This is a genomic window from Amycolatopsis sp. (assembly GCF_036008905.1).
Taxonomy (GTDB): domain Bacteria; phylum Actinomycetota; class Actinomycetes; order Mycobacteriales; family Pseudonocardiaceae; genus Amycolatopsis.
In genome coordinates, this window is record NZ_DASYMU010000188.1 from 13,859 (window position 1) to 39,383 (window position 25,525).

Consider the following 25,525-nt stretch of genomic DNA (forward strand, 5'->3'; position numbering starts at 1 on the left):
GGGCAGTCGCGGCCTGAGTGCAGTCTGGCAGCCGACTCGATCTTGAACTCTGGTGGTATACCGCCGCGTGCTACGTCAGGTCGAACGCGGCCTCGGCGTTGGTGGACATCACGCGGGTCCGGTCCTCCTCGCTGAGCCCGGCCTCCACGATGACGTCGCGCGCCGCGTGCGGGCTCCAGCACGGGTGATCGGTGCCGTAAAGGATCTTGTCCGGGCCGTAGAAGTCGACCGCCGTCCGGATGGTGAGCTCCTGCGGCGCCACGGTGTCCACGAAGATCCTCTTGAGGTATTCGCTCGGCGGCCGGGGCAGTCCTTCGATGCGCGCGTTCTTGTCGATGCGGCCCGCTTGGTAGGGCAGCAGCCCGCCCGCGTGGGTCTGGACGATCTTCAGCCCGGGGTGCCGTTCCATGATCCCGCTGAACACCAGCCGCAGCACGGTGACGCTCGAATCCAGCAGCCTGCCGATCGATCGTTGCAGGCCGTCCGCGTAGCCCGTCAGTACCTCACCGAACGCGATGTCCGTCGGGTGGATGATCAACGGGACGCCGAGTTCGGCGACGCGCGTGTAGAACGGCTCCAGCCGCTCGACGTCGATCTGCTCCTCGCCGGTCATCGCGGGCAGGTTGACCCCGCGCAGGTCGAGGTCGCCGATCGCGTGGTCGAGGACGGCCAGTGCCTGCGCGGTGTCCTGCAGCGGGACGGCGGCGGTGCCGAAGAACCGGCCTTGGTGCGTGCGCTGGGCTTTCGCGATTTCCTCGTTGTACGCGAACGCTTCGTCGACGGCTTCCCGCATCGGCATCTGGTCGAGCAGCCCGGCCAGGACACCGGTGGTGCAGACGACGACGGTGTCCGGCCCGGTCGCGGAATCCGCCACGGCGAACCCGGCGTCGAGGTCGAACCAGACGGCCGGCAGCGGGATGAAGTTGTTGCCATTGTTGAAGTAGTACTTGTAGCCATCGCCGACGCGTTCGGTGCGGGGCTGCCCGGACCGGTTCGCCATGGTTTCGAAATGCGAGCGCGGGAACCAGTGGAAATGCGAATCTACGACGCGCACGGTCTCAGCTCCTCAATCGGTTCTCTTCGAGAATGCCGGCGAAAAGCCGGTCCGCTTCCGGGTGGTATTCGGCGTGCAGGGTGCGGAACAGGTCAAGACAGCGTGCGGCGGGCCAGCCGTCCGGGAGGTGCGCGTCGGGCAGACGCGGGGTTTCCCGGAGCAGTTGCCGCCAGGTCGAAATGAGCAGCAGATCCCGGCCGAGCGCGTCCGCCGCCTGTGGAGCGGGAGCGGGGACATCCCAGTCCCGCAGGAAACTTTCGTAGCGCTCACTGAGTTCTTCGAGTTCCCAAGTCCGCGAGATCATGCCGTGGACGTCCCCGAGTTTCGGATACGCCGTGAACGCTTCGACGTTCTGATCGACGCCCGCCTGCGAAAGCTGTTCCAGGATGTCGCCGAGGTCGTGTTCTCCCGGCGCGATCCAGACCCCGTCCCGCAACAGCCCGAAGCCCTCCCACGCCAGTCTTCGACGCAGCAGGTGCCGTTCCTTCCGGTGTGATTCCGGGAGCGAGAAGCACAGGATCGTCCACGCACCTTCGGGATTGGCCGACTCACCGGCGCCGTGGAAGGTCCGCTGGTCCTGGACGCGGACGACCCGCAGCGCCACGTCGGTCGCGCGGAAATAGGCCGCCCGGCCCTCGCGCAGCCGTTCCAGTAGTCCGCGTTCGGTCATCCGTGACACGGTCAGCCGGGTGGCGTGCGCGGAGACGCCGATCCGGTCCAGCGCGTCGATGTACCCCGCGGTCGAGATCGCCGGGTTTTCTTCGATGCAGTACCGGCCCAGCATCGTCATCAGGACGGTTTGCGGGGTCGGTGCCCGGCTCGGGCCGGGCTGATCGGTGCTCAGGACGAACCCCCAGTTCTCGCGCCGGCCGGCACGGCGCCTTCCAGTGAAGGAACCAAGGTATCGGCCCGCGGTTCCCGGGAAGGACTGCCCAGCAGCGGCAGGAGATATTCGCTCAACGTCGACGGCAGTCCGGCCGGATCCGGATGGAGCAACGATTCCGCCACCGCGTGCGCCTTCTCGTCCCCGAACGATCCCCCCGCGAGGGTGACGAACTTTCCGGTGATCTCGGCTTCCGAGAGCGGGCAGCCCGGGTCGCCCCTCGCGTCGAGCCGTTCGGCGTGGACCGTGCCCGACGACGTGGTGATCTCGACCCGCGCCCCCCATTTCGCCGGGTACGCCGCCGACAGGTCGTCGGCGGTCTCGATCCGGATCTTCCCCGCCAGCGCCAGGAGTTCCTCGTCCCGCAGCGTTGCTCCGTCGAAGTCCGCTGGAGTGCAGCGCCCGCGTAGCGCGGACACCGCCAGCACGAACTGCGCGCTGCCGAGCGCGTTGAGCACCGAACCGAACGGCGGTGGCCGGTCGATGACCTTGGCCAGCTGTGCCGGGAGGTAGCACGTCAAGCGCTCGATCTCGCCGGTCACCTGAGCCCGCAGCGCGAGTACGGCGTCGATGGCGGATTGCAGGTGTTTGGCGCCCGCGTGCGGTTTCAGGCTCGTTTCCGGGAGGAGGTACCCGCTCACGAGCCCGGCGTCGGGGTCCACACGCTGGATGGGGGAGCGCGGATCGTCCAAAATGTCCAGTGGTCCCGTCCACCCGGCGTCGGCCGCGAGCACGGCGGTGACGGCCCGCTCGGCGGCGAAACCGCTGAGCAGATGGCGTCCGTCGGCCCGCTCGGTCGTTCCCGCGATCGCGCCGCCCGCGTGCTGGGCGGCCAGCGCGATCGCCGACGCCGTGCTCTCCGGTGACCGTCCAAGAAGGACGGACACCGCGGCCGCGCCGCCGAGCGGAGCGACCAGCGCCGTCGGCCACCAGCCGCGCTGGATCAGCCGCTCGCCCCGCACCGCGATGGCCGCGGCGAGCGCGACCTCGTACCCGGCCAGGTACGCCCGTTCGAACTGCTCGGTGGACACCGACGGGCAGGCCGGCAGCACGGCCAGCGTCGCCGGGAGCACGATGCAGCCCGGGCAGAGCACCGCGCCGCGGTGGATGTCACCGGTTTCCCAGCAGTGCGCGTACACCCCGCCGACGAACGCCGTCCGCCGCGCGTTGCCCAGCCCGAGACTGTCGGCGAGCCGTTCGACCGGGCCGTGCAGGCTCGTGTGTCCCGCGACCAGTGCCCCGGCCGCGTCGGTGAGGTGGGCCCTGGTCGCGGTCCGCACCGCCGCCGGGATCGGGCCCGCGGCCACGGAGTGCGCGCGGGCGGCGAGGTCACCGACGAGCGACATCTGACCGCAGCTGAAGGGTGGCGGCCTGGTCGACCTCGCCGGCCGCGGAAATCGCGACACCGTAAAGCTCGCGGGCGGCTTCGGCGGATACGAAACCGTCGAGGACGTCCTCGGTGATCTCATCGATCGGCCGGTCGAGCGGGTTGCCCCAGCCACCGCCGCCCGCGGTGCGGAAGGTGACCTTCGAACCGGCTTCGAGCCCGAGCCCGGTGTGCTTCTTGATGTGCTTCGGTTCCCCGCCCGGCTGGACGACGATGGTGTCGTTGACCGCGCCGGGAAGGCCGCCCTGCAGACCCCACGGCGGACAGGTCGTGCGCTCGTTGGCGATATTGGTGAACATCGCCTGCTGCGGTTCGACGTCGATCTCCAGCCCGAGCCCGCCGCGGTGCAGGCCCGCGCCACCGCTGTCGGCGCGCAGCTCGTGGCGGGTGAACACCAAGGGGTAGCGCGCTTCCTGGATCTCGATCGGGATGTTGCGGACGTCACCCTGGCACACTGAGACGCAGGCGCTCGGGCCGTCGCCGGTCGGGCGCCCGCCCCAGCCGCCGCCGTTGATGTTGAGGCAGACGAAGCGCGCGCCGGTCTTTTCGTCGATACCGTGGAAGGTGAACCCGGACATGTCGCCCTTGTGTGCGGCGGGCACCTGCTCGGGCAACGCCGACGCGAGCGCTTTGATGATCGTGTCGACCACGGTGGGCAGCGAGATACTCCATTGCCCGAGCGCTGCCGGGGACTTCGCGTTGAGCAGTTTTCCTTCCGGCAGCACCACATGCAGGTTGCGGAACGAACCCTCGTCGACCGGATGGGTGGGGAGCGTCAGCATCTTGAACGCCACCCGCGCCGCCGCGACGCCGCCGGACTTGCCGGAGTTCAGCGGGCCCTTGACCTGCTCGTTGATGTCGGAGAAGTCGATGGTGAGTTCCTCGCCGGCCACGACCACCTTGATGCCGAGGGTGATGCGCTTGTCGAGGTCCTGGCCGTCGTTGTCCATCCACGACGAGGCGAAGTACTCGCCGTCGGCCATCTGCGAAACCGCGTGGCGCGAAAGGCGTTCCGACTGGTTGCGCATCTCCGCGATGCACGCGAGGACCGTGTCGAGGCCGTAGCGCCCGGCGAGTTCGGCGATACGGCGCTCACCGAGACGGCAGGCCGCGATCGCCGCGCGCAGGTCGCCCATCGACGACTCGGGGATGCGGATGTTGTCGGTGATGATCTGCAGGACGTCCTCGTCCCATTTGCCGGCCTTCATCACTTTGATGGACCGCAGTTGCAGGCCTTCGGAGTAGATGTCGGTGGTGGCCGTGGAGCCGAAGCCGATGCGCGAGCCGCCGATGTCGACCCAATGCGCGCGCACCGCCGGGAACGCGACGACCTTGCCGTCGACGAAGATCGGGGTGTAGACGACGACGTTGTTCAGGTGCTGGCCCGCGACATACGGGTAGTTCATGACGATCGCGTCGCCGGGCTCGAACCCGTCGATGCCGTAGCGCGCGATGCCGTCGGCGACCGAGACACCGAGGTCGGCGAGGAAGATCGGCAGCCCGCCGAGGTTCTGCGCGATGAGCTCGCCCTGGGTGTCGACCAGCCCGACGCAGTAGTCCTGCACCTCGAAGATCATCGGGTTGTAGGCCGCGCGGCGCAGTGCGGTGGCCATCTCGTCGGAATGCGCGACCAGCGCGCAGCGCACCACCTCGAGGGTGATCGGGTCGATCTGGGTCATGCGGGGCTCCCCACGGAGATGACGAGTGAGTGATCGGCGGCGACGGTCAGGACGTCGCCGTCGTAGAAGACGACCGACGAAGTTGCTTCCTGCACCACGGCCGGGCCGGTGACGGTGTGGCCGGGGCTCAGGGTTTCGCGGTCGTAGACCGGGCAGACGACCGGCTCGGGGCCGCCGCCGTGCAGGACCACCGGACGGTTCTCGATCGGCTCGGGAGTGCCGGAAACCGTTGCCACGTCCGTGGTTTCGGCGGTGACGGACTCGGTGTCCAGCGGCATCGAGATGACCGTGCGGACGCCGACGGCTTCCACGGTCTCGGCCGGCGCGTGATGGCCGTAGAGCCGGTCGTGCATCTCGTCGAACAGCGCGCGCACCGACGCGTAGCTGGAGGTGGACAGGCCGTCTTCGGGCACCGGCACCGGGATGGTGAACTCCTGGCCGCGGTAGCGCAGCTCCAGGAAGTGGTGCACGCCCGGCGTCCGGGACGGTTCGCCGACGTCGGCGCGCAGCCGCGTCCACGCCTCGGCACCGAGGGCCTTGAGCGTGATCGCGTACTGCTCGACGGTCGCGGGCTCGAACTTGGCCATCTGCGTCCGCGTCAGGTCGTGGCGGACTTCGGAGGAAAGCATGCCCTTGGCGGAGAACTGGCCCGGCAGCACGGGAATGACAACCGTGCCGAGCTTCAGCTCCCTCGCGATCGACACCGCGTGCAGCGGCCCGGCGCCGCCCGTCGCGACGAGCGCGAACTCGCGGGGGTCCTCACCCTTCTCGACCGACACGGCCCGGACCGCGAGGGACATCTGCGCGTCGGCGATCGTCACGATCCCGCGCGCCGCCGCGATCAGATCGAGCCCGAGCGGCTTGGCGACGTGTTCGAGGATGGCCTTCTCGGCGGCCGCGCGGTCCAGCGGCATCGCGCCGCCGAGGAACCGGCTGGCCCCGAGGCGGCCGAGGATCAGGTTCGCGTCGGTCACGGTCGGCCGGTCGCCGCCGCGCCCGTAACAAGCCGGTCCGGGTGCGGCTCCGGCACTGACCGGGCCGACCTTCAGCGCGCCGACCGGGTCGACCCACGCGATGCTGCCGCCGCCCGAGCCGACCTCGACGATGTTGACCACCGGCAGCGCCATCGGATGCCCGGTGGCGTATCCGCCGATGAAGTACCCCGGGCTGATGTCGACCTCGCCGTCCTTGACCAGGCTGGTCTTCGCCGTAGTACCGCCCATGTCGAACGAGATGAGCTGCGGCATCGCGAGACCCTGCGCGAGCGCGGCGGCACCGATGACCCCGGCGACCGGACCCGACTCCATCATCCGGACCGGGCTGTTCCGCGCGGTCTCGACGGACATGATGCCGCCGTTGGACTGCATGATCAGCAGCCGCCCGCGGAAGCCGCGATCGGCGAGCCGGGTGGTCAGCGAGTCGAGGTAGCGGGACACGACCGGGCCGACGTAGGCGTTGAGGACGGCGGTGGAAGTCCTTTCGTACTCCCGGTATTCGCGCATGATCTGGTGCGACAGCGTCACGTACGCCTCGGGCCAGAGCTCCTCGAAGAGCCGTCCGATGTGGAGCTCGTGCTCCGGGTTGGCGTAGGCGTGCAGCAGGCACACGGCCACGGACTCGACGCCGGATTCCTTCAGCTCCACGATCAGCTCGCGCGCCGCGGCGACGTCGAGCGGGGTCCGCACGCTGCCGTCGACGAGCACACGTTCGGTCACCTCGCGGCGTAACCGCCGTGCTACCAAGGGAACCGGCTTGCCGAAGAAGAGGTTGTAGGGCTCCGAACGGTTTCCGCGCCCGATCTCGTAGACGTCCCGGAAACCCTTGGTGGTGATCAACGCCGTTGCCGCGCCCGCCCGTTGCAACACGGTGTTGATGGCGATGGTCGAGCCGTGCAGGAACAGTTCGGTGTCCGGGAGATGCGCGCCGAGCTTGTCGAGCCCGTCGAGCACTCCTTCGGCGTGGTCGTGCGGGGTGGTGAGGGTCTTGGCCGTGCTGAACACGCCGTGTTCGTCCACGGCGGTCAGGTCGGTGAAAGTCCCGCCGATGTCGGCGGCGATCTGCTTCATCCGGGAATTCCTTCTCTCAAGGGAGGTGCTCGTCTCAAGAAGCGCTAGCGGATGTCGGTGCGCCAGGAGTCGGCGAGACCCTCCAGCCACCGCGCGAAAACGTTGAGGGCGACTCCGGCGACGATGACCACGAACACCGACGCGAGCACTTCGGTGGTGCCGAGGTGACCGGCGACGTAGCTGATGTTGTAACCGATCCCGCCGTCCCCGGCGAAGAACTCGCCGACCACGACACCGACCAGCGCACGCCCGATCCCGAGGCGGAGCCCGGCCATGATCGTGGGGACGGACGCGGGCAGGATCACCTTGCGCAGCAACGCCGTCTCCCCGGCGCCGAAGGAGATCGCGGTCTGGATCAGCTTCGGGTCGACGTTGCGGACGCCTTGGGCGGAGTTGACCACCACCGGCACCACCGACATCAAGAACGTGATGGCGATGACCGTCGGGCTGCCGAGGCCGAGCGTCAAAACCATGAGCGGGAACATCGCCACGATCGGTGCCGAGTACAGCAGCCAGACGTACGGCTCGACGACGTACTCGACATAGCGGTAGCGGCCCATGACCAGCCCGAGCGCCACACCGACGACACCGGCCAGGCCGAAGCCGATGAGCAGCTCCAGCGCGCTCGTGCCGATGCTGCGCAGCATCAGGCCGGAGCCGATCTGCTCGCCGAGCGAACCGGCGATCAGCGCGGGGGACGAGGTGAGGAACGGGTTGACGAGTTCGAGCGACGCGGCCAGCTGCCACACGATTGCGGCGACGACGAGAAAACCGCCGCCCAGCAAGATCGACATCGACTTCTCCGGCAGTTTACGCCGGGAGAGGGCCGTGGTGGCCATGGTCACCTCTTCCACGAAGTGGTCGCGGTGCCGATGGCGCGCAGCAGGCTGCTGACGGCGTAACCGAAGATCGCGACGACGAGGGTCAGGAACAGCAGGGACGCGATGGAGAAGTTCTGCCCGTACGTCGAAATCAGGAGTCCGACGCCTTCCGTGCCGCCGTAGAGCTCGGCGACGATCACCGCGATCACGCCGCGGCCGGCACCGAGCCGGAGCCCGGCCATGATCGTCGGCAATGCGCTGGGAAACAGGACCTTGCCGAACACGGCCCGGTCGTTGGCGCAGAACGCGCGGGCGGCCTGGACGAGTTTCGGGTCGGTCTCGCGGATCCCGGCCATCGCGTTCACCGCGATGGTGATCACGGCTTCGATGAACACCATCGCGATCTTGGAGGCGGTGCCGATGCCCAGTGCCAGCACGACGAGCGGCAGCAGAGCCAGCGACGGCGTGACGTAGAGCGCGACGAGCGCGGGCTCGAAAGTCTGCCGCAGCCGGAGTTTCCAGCCCATCAGCATCCCGACCGGCACACCGATCACCACGGCCAGCACGAGCCCGGTGAAGTACTCGAACAACGTGACCTGCGCGTTGGCCCAGAGCTCGCCCGACTCGATCATGTCGATCCCGGCTTGAAGGATCGCGCTGGGCGTGCTCGTGAACATGACGTCGACGAAGCCTGTCTGCCCGGCCAGCTGCCACAGGGCGAGCACCACGATCACGCTGCCCAGCACGAACCTGGCGCGCACCTTGGGCAGCCACGGACGGCGCTTCCTCGTCACCTGCGCGCGTTGCACCCGGGGAGGTGTGGTCCGCGGCAACTCCTGGACGTCCTGGGTCATGGCGCCACCGGCGAGGCCGTGGTGGCGCCGAAGAGCAGGCCGGCCAGATGCGTGCGGTACTTGCCGAACGCCTCGCTCGCCCGGACGGCGGCGTCACGCGGGCGGGGCAGGTCGATCTCCATGACCTCGACGACCCGGCTCGGGCTGCCGCCCATCACCAGTACCCTGTCGGCCAGGAAGACGGCCTCGTCGATCCCGTGGGTCACGAACAGCACGGTTTTCCGGTCCAGGTCCCAGATCCTGAGCAGTTCGCTCGCCATGAGCTCGCGGGTCTGGGCGTCGAGCGCGCCGAACGGCTCGTCCATGAGCAGGACCGCCGGGTCCATCGCCAGCGCGCGGGCGATGCCGACACGCTGGCGCATACCGCCGGACAACTGGTGCGGGTGGTTGTCCTCCCGCCCGGCCAGGCCGACGAGCTCGACGAAGTGCCGGGCCTTCTCCAGCCGCGTCGCCTTGTCGACGCCCTGCATCTCGAGTCCGAAAGCGACATTCGCGAGGATCGTGCGCCACGGCATCAGCGACGCGTCCTGGAAGACCACACCTCGGTCCGGGCCGGGCTTGGTGATCTTCTTGTCCTGCAGGCGGATTTCCCCGCCGGAGATGGGAAGCAGCCCGTCGGTGGCCAGCAGCACGCTGCTCTTGCCGCAGCCGCTGGCGCCGACGATCGTGACGAACTCGCCCTCTTCGATCTCCGCGTCGAAGCCGTCCACCGCGACGAAGGATTCGTCCTTGCCGGGGTAGGAGATCTGGACCTGGTCGAAGGTGATGTGTGCCATCGGGGTTTTCTCCGCTCAGCTGGTCTTCGGCAGGAAACGGGAGTCCAGCCACTGTGAGTCGGGCAGCCGGGCCTTGAAGACCTTGCCCTGCAAACCCATGTCCCAGAAGGCATCCATCGCGCTGGCCGACGGCATCCGGCCGTCCGGGTAAAGCTGGTCGATCCATTCGGACATGCTGGCCTTGGCGTCTTCCAGTGAGATCTTGTTGGCATTGGCGACGGACTGCGCGGCGACGTCCGGCTGGTCCTTGGTCATCTGCATGGCCGAGGACAGCGTGTCGATGAACCGCTTGGCCCGGTCCGGGTTCGAGTCCATGAACGCCGGCTTGCCCCAGGTGACGTGCATCGGGTAACCGTCGACGAGATCCTTGAGGTCCAGGATCTTGTTGTAGCCCTCTTTTTCGGCGTAGATCGTCTGCGGCTGGGTGAAGATGTTGGCCTGCAGCTGACCGGCCTTCATGGCCGCGAGCCGGGCCGCGGAGGCGCCGCCCTGGACGACCTTGATGTCGCTGTTCGGGTTGAGCCCGGCCTTCGCCGCGGCGAATCGCGTCAGCAGGTCGGTGGACGAACCCAGCGTGGTCACGCCCCAGTTCTTTCCCTTGCCCTCGGCGACGGAGTGGATTTCGGGGATGGCGTACCAGGCGAACGCCGTCATGTCGAAACCGCCGTAGATGACCTTGACGTCCTGGCCGGCTTCTTCGGCCGTCAGCGGGCCGGTGAGGGAGCCGACGGCGACGTCGACATCGCCGGAGAGGACGGCTTTCGCGAGCTCGGCGTCGCCCTTGAAGGTGACCACCTTGACCGTGAGGCCGTGGTCCTTCCACAGGTTCTTGTCGTTCGCGAGGTAAACCGGGGCGAGTGTGGTGGCCTGCACGGGAAGGCCGAGCGTGATGGTGTCACCACCGGAGGCCGAGCCGCTGCCGCTACAGGCACTCGCGGCGAGGGTGACGGCGATCGCGGCGATCGCGAGCCGAGTTCTACGGCTGCGGAACAGTTTTTTCCATGGCACGGGTAAACCTCGTTATCTCCAGAGGGGAGACCGAGTGGGCCGGTGTGCGGGTTCCTGCCTCGGTCTGGATCGGGCGAGGTGATCGACCATGAGAAGCATCGTGACGTGCACCTCTTTGTGCTGTGCCGCAAGTGTTACTCGTGATCCGGACGCGCGTCAAGAACTTGAGAAACAACGAGATCTGCCACTTTTTCGCGCTCGAATTCCGCGTACGACAAATTCCCCGGCGGTCGAATCCCTTGCCCGCCAGGGCTTTCTCGCACACCCCGGGAATATGTCGACACTTTCCCACGGACGCCCCGGGGAATATGTCGACACATTCCCCGGGACGGGGTTCGGGGCCTCCTAGCGGAAGAGGTCGGGGTGGGTGGAGGCGAGGCTGATGAGGCCACCGGCGTCGAGCATGGTGACGAGGAACGGGTCGGCGGCGGCGCCGTGGGTGGTGGCGCCGGTGGTGAGGTTGGTGAACTCGCCGGAGACGAGGTCGACACGGATTTGGTCGCCGTCAGCCGCCAAATCGGGATTCAGGCCGACTTCCAGAGCGGGCAGGCCGACCTCGAAACAGTTCCGGTAGAACGTTCTGGCGAACGTTTCCGCGACCACACAGCCGATCCCGGTCGCCTTGAGCGCCTTGGTGGCGATCGCGCGGCCCGAAGACTGCCCGAAATGCTTACCGGCGAACACGATGTCACCGGGCTGAACTTTGGCCGGGAACTCCGGATTCAGGTCCTCCAGCACATGCCGCACGATGACGTCCATCGGCTCGAACACGTACTGCGTCTTGACGAGCCGGTCGGTCGGGATGTTGTCGCCGAACCGCCAGCATCGGCCTTCGAAGATCACGGCGTCCCTCCTGAGATCGATCCGGCGACCGCAGACGCGGCCACGGTCGCCGAGGACGCGAGGTACATCGACGCCTCGGGACTGCCGTTGCGGCCGGGGAAGTTCCGCGCGTGCGTCGAGATCATCGCCTCGCCCGCCGCCAGCGCGCCCATGTTGTACGCCTGGTTCGAGCCGGTACTGGGCGGAAACCAGGTCGCCCCGGCTTCGTGCAAGGCAAGGACAAGCCCCTCGCGGACTGCCTCGGTGAACACCTCACGGCTCGACGGCACCAGGTTGAACCGGACGTCCGGATGCACTCGGCGGCCATCGAGAATCGATGCGGCCGCACGGAAATCCTCCAGCCGTCCACCGCCGTGGCCACCGAGCTCCGCCCACTGCACGGGCGTCCCGGCGACCTCGCCCACCGGCTTGACGTTGCCCACCGTCGGCGGACACGCCACCTGTACGGAAGCCTCGCCGACGTCGAAACGCAACACTGTCGCCGCTTCCTCGCCGTCGCCATGCACCAGCAAATCGGTGTCAGCGCCGGGAAGTGTCCGCACGAACGCCTCGGTCACCTCGTCCGGCTCGACGAAACTGCATTTCGCCCCGAGATCGACACACAGCAAAGGGAACAGCCATCGGTCCCAAAAGGACAGTCCTCGGACATACGATCCGGCGAACTCCACCGCCCGGTAGTTCAGCTCGCCCTCACCGATTTGGCCGACCAGCCACAGCGCGATGTCCCGCGGCGAGACCCCCGGCTCGGGCGTCCCGTCGAGCTGGACCCGCACGGTCTCCGGGACCTTTAACCACGCCTTCCCGTACGGCAGCACGGTTCCGGCGTGTGAGTCGTTGCCAAGTGCCACCGCCAGCGCGCCCAGCGTCCCGTGCACCGGAGTGTGGCTGTCCGACCCGACGACGATCATGCCCGGCCGGATGAGCCCGTGGCGCACCACGGCGTGGTGCAGGTTGCCGCTCCCGCAGTCGAACAGCGTGATGCCGTGCTTGCGGGCCCACTCGCGGTTGCGCTGCAGCACGTTCGCCTGCTGCTCGGTCGGCGGCGAGAAGTGGTGGTCGAACACCATGATGGCGCGCCCGGGATCCGGGATCGGCGCGTTCACCCGCTTGTCGAACACCTCCGCGGTGAGGTAGCCGCTCAGGTCGTGCATGATCAGCCGGTCCACCTTGGCGATGACGATCTCGCCGGGTTCCACTGTGGACCGCCCGCTTGCCCTGGCCAGTATCGTCTCGACGAGGTTCACGCCACCACCGCCTCGATCTCGCGAGGATCGGTGATGACCCCGCGGATCGCCGAAGCCGCCGCCGTCGCCGGGCTGCTGAGGAAGATCTTCGAGTCGTAGCTGCCCATCCGGCCCTGGAAGTTCCGGTTGGCCGTGGACAACGTCGTCTCGCCGTCCGCCATCGCGCCGCCGTTGCCGGCGCACGCCCCGCAGCCGGGGTTCGTGATCATCGCGCCGGCCTCGATCAGGGTCGCCAGCACCCCGCTCGCCGACGCTTGCGCCATGATCTTCGCCGACGCCGGGGTCACGATGAGCCGGACGTCCCGCGAGACTTTGTGTCCCGAAAGGACGTCAGCCGCGATGACGAGGTCGTCGTACTTGGCGTTCGCGCAGGATCCGATGAACACCTGGTCCAGCTTGGTCCCGGCGACGTCCCCGACCGGCAGGACGTTGTCGACGGTGTGCGGCACCGCGATCTGCGGGGACAGCGTCGCGCCGTCGAGCCGCACGGTGCTGCGGTACTCGGCGCCCTCGTCGGGCAGGAGCACCTTGAGTTCCTCGCGTGGCACCCCGGCTTCGTCAAGGTAGGCGAAGGTGATGTCGTCCGGCGCGACGAACGCGTTCTTCGCGCCCATCTCCATCGCCAGGTTGCAGAAGGTCATCCGCTCCGACACCGACATGCTCTCGACGTACGACCCGGTGAACTCGACCGAACAGTAGGTCAGCCCGTCCGCGCCGAGGTCGCCGATGAGCTTGAGCATGATGTCCTTGGCGTAGATGCCCGAACCGAGCTCGCCGTCGATCTCGATCCGCACCGACTCGGGCACCTTCACCCACAGCTTGCCGGTCACCCACGCGGCGGTGATCTCGCTGAACCCGACGCCGGTGCCGAACGCGCCCAGCGCGCCGTAGATCGTCGAATGAGAGTCGGTGCCGATGACGAACTGTCCCGGCCGGATCAGCCCGTTCTCCATCAGCACGATATGCGCGATCCCGGCGTTGACGTCGAAGAAGTTCTTGACGCCCATGCGCCGCGCGAAGCTCCGGCACAGCGAGTGGTCCGAGGCGGTTTTCGCGGTCATGGCGGGGGAGAGGTGGTCCATCACCATCGCCACCCGGTCGACGTCGTAGAGCTTGTCGACGCCCATCTTCTCCAGCGTCCGGATGCACCGCCAGCTCGCGGTGTGGCTCATGTAGAGGTCGGGATAGGCGTCGACGATCTGCCCGGGGACCAGATCGGGGATACCGGACGCCTGTTCGATCGCCTTCTGGGCGAACGTCTTCGCGGTCATCGAGCGCCTCCACTGTTCGCCATCAGATGGGGGATCAGCCCGCCGTCGGCGAGGATTTCCCGCAGCACTTCGGGATAAGGACTGAACGCGAACGTCTGCCCGCCGGTTTCGACCACGCCCTGGTCGTAGTCGACCCACATCTCGCCGCCGTCCGACGCCGCCTCCGCGGCCGCCGGAGACTCGACCGCGACGAGCCCGGTGTTGATGGCGTTGCGGAAGAAGACGCGGGAGAAGGACGCGGCGACCACCGCCTTGATCCCGGCGCCGATCAAGCAGGTCGCGGCCTGCTCCCGGGCACTGCCGCAGCCGAAGTTGCGCCCGGCGACAACGATGTCGCTCGCTCGCAGCCGGGCCTGCACCTCGGGTCCGAGCGGTTCGAAGGCGTGCTCGGCCAACTCGGCGGGGTCGATGCTGACGAGGTATCTGCCGGGGATGATGACGTCGGTGTTCACGTTTTCGCCGAAGGTGATGACCTTGCCCCCGACGCGATGGGCGCTGCTCATGGGCTCGTCTCCTCCAGGAACCAGTCGGTCGGCACGACGTGGCCGAGTTCGCGTTCCTCGGCCAGCGCCAGCGCGCGGGCGCATACGGCGGCGAACTGCACGCCCATCCCGGTGTTGTTGGCGAACACGGTGATGTCGTCGTGGCTCTCACGCCCCGGCGCGTCCCCGAACAGCAGATCGCCCAGTTCGCGGATGTCTTCCCACTTCAGCCGGCCGCGCTCGACCGGCCCGAGGATGTCGTACTGCTTGTCGTGGTGCACTTGCTCGCGCGACAGCACGGTGATCCGATCGGCCCGGTCGAACGTGACGTCGTCGAGCTCGCGTCGCGTCGCTGTGCCGTCCGGGGAGGTGATCGCCGTGACGTGGGTGCCGGGTTCGAGCCAGTTGCCGTCGAAGCACGGTTCCATCGCGGCGGTCGCGCAGGTGACGATGTGGCAGCCCGCGACGGCGTCGCGCCGCTCGTCGACGGCGACGATCTTGCGCCCGGTGCGTTCGCTCCACACTCGCGCGAACTCCTCGCGGTGTTCGGGTGTGGGGCTGTAGACCCGGACCTCCTCGAGGTTCGGCCGGACCATCAGCAGGCATTCGAGATGCGCCTCGGCCTGCCAGCCGGAGCCGAACATCCCGGCGACCGTCGCGTCCGGATTGGACAGTTCCCGGATACCGAGCGCCGAGGTCGCCCCGACACGCATCTTCTGGATGAAGCTGTCGTGGAGCATGGCGAGCGGTTCGAGCGTGGTCAGGCTGTACAGCGTCACCAGCCCGACGTACTTGCCGCCGGGAGCGGCCGGGATCAGCCGCCGACGCCGCACGCCGCTGGGCAGCGTCTCGACACCCGCGATGTCGGAGGTGATCCGCAACGCCCAGACGCCGCTGGAGACGTTGCCGCCCTCCTGCGATTTGAAGCGGAAGCGGAACCCGGGGTGACGGCTGTCCTCGATGGGGAAGTAGGTGTGGTTCCGCGGCCGGTTCGCGCCCTGCCCGCTCGACAGCTCGCGGTACGCCGTCTCCAGCGCGCCGAGTGTCTCCTCGGCGGTGAGCACCTGCTCGATGTCCTGGTTCGAAAGGATCCTCATCGCGGCGCCCCCGTCAGGTATTCGGGCTCGCCGTCGGTGATCCGCACGGTCTCGGCGACCGCCGCGTGCCCGCCGTCGGCGAACACCACCTCGATCGACACCGAGCCGGTTTCGCCGAGTCCCAGCTGGAAGTCTCGTGGCCGGAACTCGCCGTGGGTGGAGAGATCGGCCTGGTTGATCCAGCGGATCTCCGCGTCCCCTGGAAGTCCGTCGAGTGCCGTCCGGGCGGCTGTGGTCAGGTCGGCGAGGGTGGCGCCCGGCTTCGCCGCGGCGATCGCGGCCGTGAGTGCTGCGCGGAGGTCGCCGGTCCAGCCGTCGTCGCCGACGACCCGGCTGGTGTGGACCCAGCCGGTGCGGTACTGCCCGGTGACGCCGAACGAGGTCACACCGTCCGTTGTGGACAGTGAGTTCGGGTACAGGTCGAGGAAACCGCCATTGCGCAACGCGCGTTCGACGGTCTCCACCCGGCCGCCGGGAGTGGACTCTTCGACGACCGCCTCCGCTGCGGCGTCGTCCAGGATCCGGCCGGCCGCCCGGAGCAACGCGACTTCGTTGTCCGAAGGCACCAGACGTTGTTGCCGCACCAGGCCTTCGAGCGGTTCGACGCGCCAGCCGGGCACGGCCGCGGTGATCTCGTCGACTACGTCCGACGGCCACAGTGCGGCGTCGATCAGGCCGAGCGTGCCGTTCTTCTTGCCCAGCATGAACTTCGCGACCAGATCGGCGAAACCCTTGCCACTGCTGATCTCGGTGACCTTCGACGTCCGTTTCATCCACGGCTGGACCCGCGGCGAAAGCTTGGTGAGGAAGGTGGGTGTCCCGGCGGCGGGAATCGCCAGTACGCCTTCGTTCCAGTAGATGCAGAGGTTGGTCAGGTAGGCGATGTCGTCGGAGCGGGAGACGTCGCCGTAGACGAGGGCGACGTCGGCCCCGTGCTCGGCCATGCTCCGCTGCAGCCCGCCCACCCGCGCGTCCCATTCCTGATCGGGTACCTCCGCGGGGTCGAGTACGACCAGGCCTCGTTTCACGACAAGTCTCCTGTCTCGAACAGCTTGCGTTCGGTGGTGATGAGCACTTCGCAGCCGTCGGCGGTCACGCGGACGGGATCGCCCAGGACGTGGTAACCGGCCAGCGGGGTGAACGTGTTGGGGTGGATGATGAACACGGAGTTCTCCGGCAGCGCGGTGTGGTTGCCTTCGATGATCGGCGTTTCGTCGAGGTGCAGGCCGTGTCCGTGGCCGCGCACGCGGGTGTACTGGCTCGTGCAGTACTCGCCGTAGCCGTACTTGCGGAAGACGTCGTTCTGCGCCACCGCGACCTCGTGCGCGGTGATCCCCGGCCGTACCACGGAGATGCCGGCTTCGACGGCTTCGTTGAACAGGTCGAAGGACTTGCGCTGGCCGTCGTTCGCCTTGCCCACCACCGCGGACCGGCAGATCTGCAGCCAGTAGCCGTTCATCTTCGGGGTGAGTTCGGTGCGGACCATGTCACCGGTTTCCAGCAGCCGGGCCGACGGTGGTGTCATACCGCGCACTTCGTCGCCGCCGGAGGCGATGAGCATGAAATTGTCTTCCGCCCCAAGGTTTTTGATCCGGGCTTCGACCTCGGCGACGATCTGGTACTCCGGCAGCCCGGGTTCGAGGACGTCGACGAACGCCTCCCAGCCGGCCGCGCACACCACCGCGCTCCGGCGCATCCGCGCCAGCTCCCAGTCACTTTTCACCAGCCGGACGGTGTCCAGCAACGCCGTCGCGGGGACGACGTCGGCACTGGGGACCGCGGCCCGGATCGTCTCCATCAGGCCCAGCGGCACGAGCTCGTGATGGGCGATGCCGATCCGCTTCGGGCGGAATTCGCGCAGCGCGTCGGTCAGCTCGGCGGGGTCCGTGGGGTCGAGCCGGCGGGTGCGCTCGACCCAGCCGCGGCGGGCGAAGTCGGTCAGGTCGGACGGCCGCGTCGAGAACGCTATCGGGCCGGATTCGGCCGGGAAGAGCACGAGCGCGGCACTTCCGGCGGGCGTGACATCGCTGAAGTAGCGGATGTTTTCGCGGCGCCAGGCGGGGCCGTAGGCGAGCACGACGTCGAGGTCCTGCTCGGCCATCGCGGCGCGGACCCGTTGGTGCCGCAGGGCGAGTTCGTCGAGATCCTCCGCCGCCCGGCTCGTCGCCGGTTTCGTGGCTTGGTCGATCGTCATGGTGTCTCCACTGGTTCGTGGTGGGTGATGCGTTGAGGCGTCGGGACGGGTTGGGCCGTGATCTCACGGGCGATCTGCTCGACGGTCTTGTCTCGGGTTTCGAAGGTGGCCGCGAGGGCCGCGATCCCGGCGATGATCGAGATGACGCCGAAGAGCAGGAAGAACAGGTAGCGCGAGGTGTTCATGGCGAGGACGAAACCGACGAGCGCCGGCATGATGAGCCCGCCGACCTTCTGCCAGGCCGCCGCCCAGCCGAGCCCGGTCGCACGGCTCGCCGTCGGGTAGAGCTCGCTGGCGTAGGCGAAGAGCGTGCTCCCGGCCAGTCCGCTGCCGAAGAAGCTCGCCGCCGAGCCGAGGATGACCACCGCGGCGGTGGCCGACGCCGTGCCCCACACCAGGCACAGCAGCCCGCTCATCAGGAACGACGCCCCGAGCACGACGCGGCGGCCGATGCGGTTGATGAGCTGTCCGGCCAGGATGCTGCCGGTGACGCCCACCGCGGTGATGATCGCGGTGTAGGTGAAGCTCTTGAGCAGGCCGACACCCTGTTCTTCGAGCACCGACGGCAGCCAGCTCGAGAGCCCGTACAGGAAGGCGCCCGCGCAGACCTCCATCAGCCAGATCGACACCGTGTAGCGGAGGTACGGCCGTGCCACGAGCGTGCGCAGCGAACCTCCCGCGGCGTCCGGGCGGCTGTCCTCGGCGGTGAACACCCCGGTCGAGGCGCGTGAGCCCGGGCAGAGTGAGTCGACGATCTTCCTGGCGTCGTCGGCCCGGCCGCGTCGGAGCAGATAGCGCACCGACTCCGGCAGCGTGACCAGGATCAGCGCGCTGACCAGCACTGGGACGGTACCGACCACGAACATCGCTCGCCACGAGAACGCCGGCACCACGGCCGCGCCGATCGCGGCGGCCGTCGGCAGCCCGATCAGCCAGGCGGCGGTGGCCATGGTGACCAGCGGACCGCGATGGCGTGACGGGACGAATTCGGCGATGTACGGCAGCACGACCGCGATTTCCGCGCCCAGCCCGACCCCTTGCAGGGTGCGGAACACGACAAGGGATTGGTAGTCCCACGCGAAAGCGGCGGCCAGGGAGAACAATGCGTAAATGAGAATGCAGATGGCCAGCGGATATTTCCGGCCGAACCGGTCGGACATCGTGCCCGCGACGGCCGCGCCGACGAGCATTCCCGCGAACAATGCCGACGAAAAGAAACCGGCCTGCTGACTGCTCAGATGAAAGGTGCGGATGATCCCGGGGAGGATCACCCCGGTCAGGTTGATGACGAACCCGCACAGGAAGTGTCCCGCGAGGACGGTCAAGTAGATTGTCAAGTGCCGCTTGGTGAATCCCGAGTCGTCCAGCCGGGTGAGCAGCGAGCTGGAGCCGGATGCGGTCGCCGGAAATGGGGGCATGGAAGGCCACCTCCTTGTGGCTTGAACCCTGTGTCTAGCGCTCTGCGGACCCCCCTTGGGTCTTTCTCCTTGTCGTTACCTGTCGTCCAGATTGCCCTGGACTTCGAAGTAGATCTGGGAAAGCGCGGGGAGCAGTTCTTCGCGCACTTTCGGCGTCAGCCCGGCGGTGATTTCCGAGGTGAACTTGTCGAGTGCACGTCTGGCCGCGTCGCGGGCGTTGACGCCTTTCGAGGTGAGCCCGAGCCGCATGGTGCGCCGGTTCGTGTCGGAGGTGCCGCGGGAGAGCAAGCCCTGGTTGACCATTTTGTCCACGCTCTCGGACATGGTCGACGGGTTCCGATGGGCTAGCTTGCACAACGCCGTCAGCGAGGTGTGCCCGCTCCCGACCCGGGACAGGATGCGGTACTGCCGGATGGTGAGTGGCTGGTCCAGCGCGGCGAGGAGTTCGTTCTGGAGGCGGGTCAAGCGCCCGCCGAGAGCCAGGAGAACTTCCCCGAGGCCGGCTTCCGGGCCGAGTTCGTCGAAGGTCTGGGTGTCTTGCGTGGTCATTTTGGTCCCCGTATGTTCCGGTACCCGAAATAACGTTCGCCGACGACAGTACGTCCGGACGCGGTTTCGGGGAAGAGGCAATTCCGTTACCGACAAAGTCTTTCAGTGGGTGAAAACCTCGATGGCCGCCGCGTGCCCGTGATGGGAACTTCAAAGGGTTCGCATCTGACCGAGGGAGCTCTGAAGCGTCGATGGCAGCGTTTGTCCGAAACCAGTGGTATGTCGCCGCTTATGGCCGGGAGATCGGCCGGGAGCTGTTCGCCAGGACCGTTCTCGGTGAGGCGCTTGTCTTCTACCGCACCGAAGCCGGCGAGGTCGTCGCGCTGGCCGACCGATGCGTGCACCGCCGCTATCCGCTTTCGGAGAGCAGGCTCGACGGCGACAACGTCGTCTGCGGCTACCACGGGTTCACCTACGACAAGGCCGGAACGTGTGTCTTCGTTCCCGGCCAGGCCAGGATTCCGCGCACCGCAAGGGTTTCTTCGTACCCCGTCGTCGAGCAGGACTCGTTCGTCTGGGTCTGGATCGGTGACCGCGACAAGGCCGAAACCACCCCGATCCCGCGCGCGCCGTGGCTCGACGACCCCGGCTACACGACTGTGAGCGGCATGGAACCGCTGGCCGCGCGCTACGAACTGCTGGTGGACAACCTGCTCGACCTCTCGCACGAGACGTACCTGCACGGCGGGTACATCGGCACCCCTGAGGTCGCGAACACCCCGATCACCACCGAGGTCGACGAGGACAAACGGGTCATCTTCGTCAGCAGGCACATGGCCGACGCCGCGTGCCCGCCGTTCTACTCGAAGTCCACCGGCATCGAAGGCCGCATCACCCGCTGGCAGGACATCGAGTACCACCCGCCGTGCCTGTACCTGCTGCACAGCCGCATCGCGCCGGTCGGCCTGCTGCCCAACGACGACGGCTCGGACCCCGACGCCTTCCACGTCGAGGTCGTCTACGCGATCACGCCGGAAACTGAACACAGCACCCACGACTTCTGGGCCGTGGCAAGGGATTTCGCGCTCGACGACCAGGGCGTGTCGGACTTCCTCGCGGAGAACAACCGCACGGTCGTCCTGCAGGACGTCACCGCGCTCGACATCCTCGAGAAGATCATCGAAGCCGAACCCGAGGGCTACCAAGAACTTTCGGTCAACATCGACACCGGCGGCCTGGCCGCGAGGCGCATCCTCAAGCGGATGGCTGAGCCAGCCGAAAAGCTGCAAAAAAACGAAAAGACGACAGAAGCCGAAACGCCGGTGAAGGTCTCGTCGTCATGAGCGAACGCGTCGCGATGCTGCAGGGCGACACCGTCTATCGCATCCACTGGAAACTCGGCACCGACGTGCTGATCGGTGTCTGCCACTGCGGTGCCGAACACGAGTCGGAGGACCCGGTCGAGCTGTGGGAGTGGCTCTTGGCGCATCCGGACGGCCACACCGCCCGCGCGGCGGACGAACCTGCGCGCCGGGAGCCCGTCGCGGCGGGAGTCCGATGAGTGTGGACACCCTCGCGCACACCGACGTCGAACTCGACGTTCTGCTGGAGCGCAAGGAAACGCTGGCGGACGGCGTTGTCCGCCTGACGTTGCGCGCCGCCGACGGCGAGCCGTTGCCCGCCTGGGAACCCGGTGCGCATCTGGACCTGGTGCTGGGTCCCGATCTCGTGCGCCAGTACTCGCTCTGCGGCGACCCGGGGGACCGAACGGTGCTCCAGGTCGCCGTGCTGCACGAACCCGCCGGACGCGGGGGATCCGTGCACGTCCACGAGCGGCTCGCGGATGGTGAGCGGCTGCGCATCCGCGGCCCTCGCAACCACTTCGCGCTGGTGGACTCGCCGCGGTACCTGTTCATCGCGGGCGGGATCGGCATCACGCCGATCGTGCCGATGATCGCCGCGGCGCAGGCCCGGGGCGTGGAATGGCGGCTCGTTTACGGTGGACGGACGCGGGCGTCGATGGCGTTCGCCGACGAGCTCCGCGAACGCTACGGGTCGCGGGTCGTCGTCAGCCCGCAGGACGAGTTCGGCCTGCTCGACCTCGACACGCTGTTCGCCGGGACCGAGCCGGGCACCGCTGTCTACTGCTGTGGCCCGGAGCCACTGCTCAACGCTGTCGAAGAGCGGTGTGCGCCGGGCACCCTGCATCTGGAGCGGTTCACCCCGAAGGCCGACACCGGCCCGCGTGAGGTTTTCGAGGTCGAGCTCGCCCGGTCCGGCACGACCCTGACGGTTCCGGCGGACAAGTCGATCTTGGAAGTCGTCGAGGACTCGGGCGTGCTCGTGTTGTCGTCGTGCCAGGAAGGGACCTGCGGGACGTGCGAGACGGGCGTGCTCGAAGGCGTCCCGGATCATCGCGACTCGGTGCTCACCGCCGAGGAACAGGCGGTCGGGGACGCGATGATGATCTGTGTTTCACGCTCCTGTGGCGCGCGATTGGTGCTCGATCTGTAGCGCCGCGGGTAGCGTGGAGCGATGACGTCGTCGTCCGGCAGCTCCGTGACCAGCAAGGTCCTGGCGCTGCTCGAAGCGTTCACGCCGGACGCGTCCGAGCTCAGCCTCAGCGAACTCGCCCGGCGGTCGGGAGTTTCGCTGCCGACCGCGCACCGGCGGGCCGCGGAACTGGTCGAGTGGGGCGCCCTCGAACGTGACGCCGACGGCCGCTACCGCATCGGGCTCCGGCTGTGGGAGGTCGCCTCGCTCGCCCCACGCGGTCTGGGCCTGCGCGACGCCGCGATGCCGTTCCTCGAAGACCTCTACGAAGTCACCCACGAAAACGTGCAACTCGCCGTGCGCGAAGGCCTCGAAGTCGTCTTCGTCGACCGCATCGCCGGCCGCGACGCCGTCCCTGTCTGGACCCGCGTCGGCGGCCGGTTCGCGCTGCACGCCACCGGTGTCGGGCTGGTCCTGCTGGCGCACGCACCCGGGGAGGTGCAGGAGGAGGTCCTCGGTTCGCCGTTGCACGGGTACACGCCGAAGACGGTTCTGGACCCGGCTGAGCTGCGGCGGATGCTCGCGGATGTCCGGAAGCTCGGGTACTCGGTGAGCGATGGGCAGATCACCGTCGATGCTCTGTCGGTTGGCGCGCCGATTCGGGGGCCTGGCGGGGAGGTGACGGCGGCGGTGTCGCTCGTGGTGCACGCTGGTACTGCGCAGCCGACGGCGCTGGCGCCGCTGGTGCAGGCCGCCGCGCGGGGGATTTCGCGCTCACTGGCGGCTCCGGGCACCGGCCGAGTCTTCCCCAGCGATTAGCGTTCCGGGGTCAGGCGCGTGGGGGTCGTGAGTGTTTACGAGTGCTATTGAGACGGTCGAACGTGGCGCGCTGGGAGTGAGTCTTTGGCGAGAAAGTGCTTCCCACCTGGCCAAGCCCAACTACCGCCATCTGTCGACAGATGGCGAAGGACTGCAACATGAGGGTGTTCCCCCACGACGAGTCCTTCGGAGGATGACCATGACCTACGTCGCTGATCCCCGTGTCGACGCCTATATCGACGGTCTCCCGGAGTGGCAGCAGGCCATCTGCCGCGAGGTTCGTGAGCTGGTGCACGGCGTCGATCCCGAGGTCGTCGAGACCATCAAGCGCACGAATCGGCCGTACTTCGTGCTGCAGGGCAATATTTGCGCCCTGCAGGCGGCGAAGGACCACGTCAACGTGTTCCTCTACGACGGCGCGATCGTGCCGGATCCGGAGGGGATCATCACTGGAGGGCATGACAACAAGACGGCCAGGACGGTGGCTTTCCGCCGGGACGAACCGATCAACAAGCCGGCTCTCGCCACCATGTTCGGGCACATCATCGCCAACAACCGCGCCGGTGGCTGGCGCAAGCTGAAGCGCTGAGCGGCTGTAACGGGGCAGGCTCCGGCGTCGACCCAAGGGATGACGGCGACGCCGGGAGGTTCGGATGTTGGCATTGCGGGCGGCTCGGGGTTTCGACGGTGAGCAGATGCTGGCCGACGGCGTCACGGTGCTCGTGGACGACGGGCGCATCGTCGGGGTCGAATCGGGCTGGCCGGAGGTGGGCGAGCGCTGGCAGGTCCTCGAGTTCGCCGGCGCGACCGTCCTGCCGGGACTGATCGACACGCACGTACACCTGGGTGGTGACAGCGAGAACGGCGCGCTGGAACGTCTCGCCGAGTACCCGGGCGAGAAGCTGGACGCGGTGATCGAAGCGGGGCTGCGGCGGCATGTCGCCGCGGGCGTGACGACGGTTCGTGATTTGGGCGATCGAAGATGGTCCGTTCTCGGCTGGCGGGAGCGACGCCGAGTGGGCGAGGTGGGCTTCGCGTGTCCGACGATCGTCGCGTCGGGGCCGCCGGTCACCAGCGTCGGCGGGCATTGCTGGTCGATGGGCGGGGCGGTCGAGGGGGCGGGCGAGCTCATCGCCGCGGTAGGTGAGCGCGCCGGGCGCGGGGTCGACGTCGTCAAGGTCATGGCCAGCGGCGGCAACGCGACACCGGGCACCGACGTCATGAGCTGCCAGTTCAGCCTGGACGAACTGAAGCTCGTGGTCGCCGAAGGGCATCGTCTCGGATTGCCGGTGACCGCGCACGCGCATGGCCTGACCGCTGTCGAACAGGCGATCGCGGCCGGCGTCGACGGGATCGAGCATTGCAGCTGCGTGACCGAGACCGGGGTGGAAATGTCCGACGCGCTGCTCGGATCCCTTGCGGACAGCCGAATCCTGGTCTGCCCGACGCTGGGCAAGACGCCTGGCGCGGCTCCGCCACCGGTGGTGGTGGAGATGATGCGGCGCACCGGAATGACCTGGGAAGCCAGGCTGCGCTTGATCGGGCGCATGTACGAGCACGGAGTCCGGCTCGTTTCGGGGACCGACGGCGGGATCAGCACGGGCAAGCCGCACGGCATCCTGCCGTTCGCGATCGCTGATCTGGTCGGGGGAGGTGTCCCAGTGGCCGCTGCACTGGCGTCCGCGACTTCGGAGGCGGCGAGCGCGTGCGGTCTTGGCGATCGCAAGGGCAGGCTGCGGCCGGGGTGGGACGCCGACCTGCTCGTCACCGACGGTGATCCTGCGGTCGACATCGCCGCGCTGGGCCGGGTTCGTGCGGTCGCGGTCGGCGGTGTCGTCGAGGGTTAGCCGGGGTGTGTCGCGCCGCGCGCCGGGCTACTTCGTATATTCGGGGAGCACCCGCGGGGGCCAGCTGCCGAGGACGAACACGCCCGTCGAGTAGCACTTGGAAACCAGGGCAGGCCGGTTGGCGACCTTGAACTTCCGCATCAGGGTGGCTACGTGGTACTCGACGCCACCGCGGCTCAGGAAGAGCAGAGCGGCCAGCTGGATGGTCGAGATCCCGGCCGCGACTCCTTCGAGGACCTTGGCGTCGATGGCGGTCAGCACCTTCTTGGCGGAGACCAGCTGGATGCTCGGCTGTGCCCGTGACGGCGCGATCATCACCATGATCATGCCGACCGAGCCGGTCTCGCCGGGCACCGCGACGGCGGTCAGGTCCCCGGTCACCATCGCGCCGTCGGGCCCGGTGGCCACGACGTGGTCGGAGAACCGCGTGTGGCGGCCTTCGGAGAGCCGGGCGAACTGCCGGTCGAGCTTTTCCTGGATGCTCGGGTGGAGGAACTCGGAAAAGGGGCGCCCGCGCACATGGTCGGGGGACCGGCCGAACCGGTGGAAGAAATCGGTGTTCGCTTCGAGGACACGGAATGCGGGATCGAGGCTGGCCATGCACATGCCGGATTTTTCGAACAGCGTCCGGTAGATGTCCTGGTAATTATCCGGACCCGACGCGTCGAGCTGATCTGCTGTGGTTATCTCAAGAACGTTTCCCATTGTTTGGTATTCCTTTTTGCTGGTGCTGAACAGCGGAATTCGGATATTCGGGAGTGGATCTTCAGCTGTGTTCAGCGTAAGAGTGGGGGAATGCA

The 25,525-nt window shown here is 67.8% G+C and carries 25 protein-coding genes; 6 read left to right on the forward strand and 19 right to left on the reverse strand.

Annotation, left to right across the window (positions count from 1 at the left end; all coding sequences use genetic code 11):
* Nucleotides 1-70: 70 nt before the first annotated feature.
* The 18 genes from VGP60_RS31155 to VGP60_RS31240 form a co-directional block, all read right to left on the reverse strand.
* Nucleotides 71-1,054, reverse strand: coding sequence for an amidohydrolase family protein (locus VGP60_RS31155; protein ID WP_327551721.1), 984 nt, complete (start codon nt 1,052-1,054; stop codon nt 71-73).
* Nucleotides 1,055-1,058: 4 nt separating this feature from the next.
* The gene (locus VGP60_RS31160) at nt 1,059-1,844 is read right to left on the reverse strand and encodes a PaaX family transcriptional regulator C-terminal domain-containing protein (RefSeq protein WP_327551722.1); all 786 of its coding nucleotides are present in this window, start codon (nt 1,842-1,844) and stop codon (nt 1,059-1,061) included.
* A 50-nt stretch (nt 1,845-1,894) separates the two neighbouring features.
* Nucleotides 1,895-3,283 carry an MmgE/PrpD family protein gene (locus tag VGP60_RS31165; protein WP_327551723.1) on the reverse strand — a complete coding sequence of 463 codons (1,389 nt, stop codon included), beginning with the start codon at nt 3,281-3,283 and terminating at the stop codon, nt 1,895-1,897.
* Nucleotides 3,267-5,003 (reverse strand): hydantoinase B/oxoprolinase family protein, encoded by a 1,737-nt coding sequence (locus tag VGP60_RS31170; RefSeq protein WP_327551724.1) that lies wholly within the window; start codon nt 5,001-5,003, stop codon nt 3,267-3,269. The genes VGP60_RS31165 and VGP60_RS31170 overlap by 17 nt, the downstream gene beginning before the upstream one ends.
* Nucleotides 5,000-7,069, reverse strand: coding sequence for a hydantoinase/oxoprolinase family protein (locus VGP60_RS31175; protein WP_327551725.1), 2,070 nt, complete (start codon nt 7,067-7,069; stop codon nt 5,000-5,002). The genes VGP60_RS31170 and VGP60_RS31175 overlap by 4 nt, the downstream gene beginning before the upstream one ends.
* A 44-nt stretch (nt 7,070-7,113) precedes the next feature.
* Nucleotides 7,114-7,908, reverse strand: a complete 795-nt coding sequence (locus VGP60_RS31180; protein WP_327551726.1) for an ABC transporter permease — start codon at nt 7,906-7,908, stop codon at nt 7,114-7,116.
* Nucleotides 7,909-7,910: 2 nt separating this feature from the next.
* Nucleotides 7,911-8,744 carry an ABC transporter permease gene (locus VGP60_RS31185; RefSeq protein WP_327551727.1) on the reverse strand — a complete coding sequence of 278 codons (834 nt, stop codon included), beginning with the start codon at nt 8,742-8,744 and terminating at the stop codon, nt 7,911-7,913.
* Nucleotides 8,741-9,520: an ABC transporter ATP-binding protein gene (locus VGP60_RS31190; RefSeq protein WP_327551728.1), complete on the reverse strand. Its 780-nt coding sequence runs from the start codon at nt 9,518-9,520 to the stop codon at nt 8,741-8,743. Before VGP60_RS31190 ends, VGP60_RS31185 begins: the two co-directional genes overlap by 4 nt.
* A 15-nt stretch (nt 9,521-9,535) precedes the next feature.
* A complete protein-coding gene (locus tag VGP60_RS31195) occupies nt 9,536-10,528 on the reverse strand; it encodes an ABC transporter substrate-binding protein (RefSeq protein WP_327551729.1) in 993 nt (330 codons plus the stop codon).
* A 345-nt stretch (nt 10,529-10,873) separates the two neighbouring features.
* Nucleotides 10,874-11,371 (reverse strand): 3-isopropylmalate dehydratase, encoded by a 498-nt coding sequence (locus tag VGP60_RS31200; RefSeq protein ID WP_327551730.1) that lies wholly within the window; start codon nt 11,369-11,371, stop codon nt 10,874-10,876.
* Complete coding sequence (locus VGP60_RS31205) at nt 11,368-12,615, reverse strand: 3-isopropylmalate dehydratase large subunit (protein ID WP_327551731.1); 1,248 nt, start codon at nt 12,613-12,615, stop codon at nt 11,368-11,370. The genes VGP60_RS31200 and VGP60_RS31205 overlap by 4 nt, the downstream gene beginning before the upstream one ends.
* A complete protein-coding gene (locus VGP60_RS31210; RefSeq protein ID WP_327551732.1) occupies nt 12,612-13,886 on the reverse strand; it encodes an aconitase/3-isopropylmalate dehydratase large subunit family protein in 1,275 nt (424 codons plus the stop codon). The genes VGP60_RS31205 and VGP60_RS31210 overlap by 4 nt, the downstream gene beginning before the upstream one ends.
* Nucleotides 13,883-14,389, reverse strand: a complete 507-nt coding sequence (locus VGP60_RS31215) for a 3-isopropylmalate dehydratase (protein WP_327551733.1) — start codon at nt 14,387-14,389, stop codon at nt 13,883-13,885. Before VGP60_RS31215 ends, VGP60_RS31210 begins: the two co-directional genes overlap by 4 nt.
* Nucleotides 14,386-15,465 (reverse strand): ornithine cyclodeaminase family protein, encoded by a 1,080-nt coding sequence (locus VGP60_RS31220; RefSeq protein WP_327551734.1) that lies wholly within the window; start codon nt 15,463-15,465, stop codon nt 14,386-14,388. Before VGP60_RS31220 ends, VGP60_RS31215 begins: the two co-directional genes overlap by 4 nt.
* A complete protein-coding gene (locus tag VGP60_RS31225) occupies nt 15,462-16,493 on the reverse strand; it encodes an aminopeptidase P family N-terminal domain-containing protein (protein ID WP_327551735.1) in 1,032 nt (343 codons plus the stop codon). Before VGP60_RS31225 ends, VGP60_RS31220 begins: the two co-directional genes overlap by 4 nt.
* Nucleotides 16,490-17,659, reverse strand: coding sequence for a Xaa-Pro peptidase family protein (locus VGP60_RS31230; RefSeq protein WP_327551736.1), 1,170 nt, complete (start codon nt 17,657-17,659; stop codon nt 16,490-16,492). The genes VGP60_RS31225 and VGP60_RS31230 overlap by 4 nt, the downstream gene beginning before the upstream one ends.
* The gene (locus VGP60_RS31235; protein ID WP_327551737.1) at nt 17,656-19,077 is read right to left on the reverse strand and encodes an MFS transporter; all 1,422 of its coding nucleotides are present in this window, start codon (nt 19,075-19,077) and stop codon (nt 17,656-17,658) included. Before VGP60_RS31235 ends, VGP60_RS31230 begins: the two co-directional genes overlap by 4 nt.
* 75 nt (nt 19,078-19,152) lie before the next feature.
* Complete coding sequence (locus VGP60_RS31240) at nt 19,153-19,626, reverse strand: MarR family winged helix-turn-helix transcriptional regulator (protein ID WP_327551738.1); 474 nt, start codon at nt 19,624-19,626, stop codon at nt 19,153-19,155.
* A gap of 191 nt (nt 19,627-19,817) precedes the next feature.
* Between VGP60_RS31240 and VGP60_RS31245 the strand changes: the two genes are divergently transcribed.
* The 6 genes from VGP60_RS31245 (at nt 19,818) to VGP60_RS31270 (ending at nt 24,725) form a co-directional block, all read left to right on the forward strand.
* Nucleotides 19,818-20,909: an aromatic ring-hydroxylating dioxygenase subunit alpha gene (locus tag VGP60_RS31245; protein ID WP_327551739.1), complete on the forward strand. Its 1,092-nt coding sequence runs from the start codon at nt 19,818-19,820 to the stop codon at nt 20,907-20,909.
* Entirely contained in the window at nt 20,906-21,127 is a 222-nt protein-coding gene (locus VGP60_RS31250) for a hypothetical protein (protein WP_327551740.1), read from the forward strand. Before VGP60_RS31245 ends, VGP60_RS31250 begins: the two co-directional genes overlap by 4 nt.
* Nucleotides 21,124-22,080 carry a PDR/VanB family oxidoreductase gene (locus VGP60_RS31255; RefSeq protein WP_327551741.1) on the forward strand — a complete coding sequence of 319 codons (957 nt, stop codon included), beginning with the start codon at nt 21,124-21,126 and terminating at the stop codon, nt 22,078-22,080. The genes VGP60_RS31250 and VGP60_RS31255 overlap by 4 nt, the downstream gene beginning before the upstream one ends.
* A gap of 21 nt (nt 22,081-22,101) precedes the next feature.
* Entirely contained in the window at nt 22,102-22,878 is a 777-nt protein-coding gene (locus tag VGP60_RS31260; RefSeq protein WP_327551742.1) for an IclR family transcriptional regulator, read from the forward strand.
* A 199-nt stretch (nt 22,879-23,077) separates the two neighbouring features.
* Nucleotides 23,078-23,467 carry a DUF1801 domain-containing protein gene (locus tag VGP60_RS31265; RefSeq protein ID WP_327551743.1) on the forward strand — a complete coding sequence of 130 codons (390 nt, stop codon included), beginning with the start codon at nt 23,078-23,080 and terminating at the stop codon, nt 23,465-23,467.
* Between the two features lie 64 nt (nt 23,468-23,531).
* Nucleotides 23,532-24,725, forward strand: coding sequence for an amidohydrolase family protein (locus VGP60_RS31270; protein ID WP_327551744.1), 1,194 nt, complete (start codon nt 23,532-23,534; stop codon nt 24,723-24,725).
* A 27-nt stretch (nt 24,726-24,752) separates the two neighbouring features.
* On the opposite strand, the gene VGP60_RS31275 is transcribed toward VGP60_RS31270, so the two are convergent.
* Nucleotides 24,753-25,430, reverse strand: coding sequence for a helix-turn-helix transcriptional regulator (locus VGP60_RS31275; protein ID WP_327551745.1), 678 nt, complete (start codon nt 25,428-25,430; stop codon nt 24,753-24,755).
* Nucleotides 25,431-25,525: the final 95 nt, after the last annotated feature.